Below are 1,036 nucleotides of genomic sequence, written 5' to 3'. Positions count from 1 at the left end.
TTCTCCTGTTCCTGCGATCCATCACAGCCTTTTGCAAGCGCAGCACAATAACGTGCATCGGATTTCGTGCGTTAACTTGCGTTAGATTTTGAGAAGAATTTAGAGAGGAAGTGTTTTTAAAAAATGGAAAGGAAGGAAATTTCATAGGAGTATAGTACCTCTAAGATCTGGATCGCCATGGGTACGGCGTGCAAAATAACGAGTCATTTTTCGATTGAGATGCACTTCATTAAAGTGAAGCGCAAAGCGAACATTAGGCGAAACATCACCCCTAAAAACGGAAAATAAAAACTTAGAACCGGAAGCCTTCTTCTCTTTCAAAGAGCTACCGGAACGGACCAAAATGAACCCCGGCAAAACAACTAAAGTCCCGCCGAAACGAGAAAACGGATCCTCAGGCCTCATCTGCATCAAGTCCAAGCCGAATCCATAATAAAATTGTAAATTAGATTCCACGATTCCGAGTCGAATCGAGGTAACAATAGGATCTTCCCAATCCTTTTCAAAGGGAGCAACAAAGACACCTTCAACTTGCATTTCGGACTTTTCCGTTCTACTAGCAAGGTTCTCAGTAACCAGAGCCTCAGGTTTGCCACTTAGGCCAGGAAAAGCAAAGGTTTCCGCTTCATAGGAATCTTCTAAAGCTTCCCAGTGAGAAACAACGAGCGCAGAACTCCTTATCTCCCTGGAATCAATCCCTTTCGATAAGGAAAGAAATTGAGTAAAAGGAAGGATCAAGCCGGACGCACAAAGGAAAACGCCTAAGAAAGCTTTCCAGTTACGCTCACCGAAATGAAAAATACGCGCAAAAATCACAAAAAGAGCAAAACTCCAAAATTATGTCAAAGTGATGAAATAAATTGGCTTAAAGGTAGGAGCTCTAGCCAGACGAGAACGGACAAGTACTTTTTTATACAAAGGGTCCCGAAATCTGCCCAATGGAAAATTCTCCCTCCACCAAGGGATGAACCGTCAGTACATAAAAAATTTCGCACTGCTGAAGTATACAAAACCCTATCAGTAAAAAAGAAACCGA

At 42.3% G+C, this 1,036-nt stretch carries 1 protein-coding gene; it reads right to left on the bottom strand.

Annotated features, from left to right (window positions below; all coding sequences use genetic code 11):
• Positions 1-141 precede the first annotated feature (141 nt).
• Positions 142-816 (bottom strand): hypothetical protein, encoded by a 675-nt coding sequence (locus CH373_RS18485; RefSeq protein ID WP_100715575.1) that lies wholly within the window; start codon positions 814-816, stop codon positions 142-144.
• Positions 817-1,036 lie beyond the last annotated feature (220 nt).

It is taken from the genome of Leptospira perolatii (genome assembly GCF_002811875.1).
GTDB classification, from domain to species: Bacteria; Spirochaetota; Leptospiria; order Leptospirales; family Leptospiraceae; genus Leptospira_B; species Leptospira_B perolatii.
Note: the sequence above shows the minus strand (reverse complement) of the source record. Positions and strands in the feature narration are given on the sequence as shown.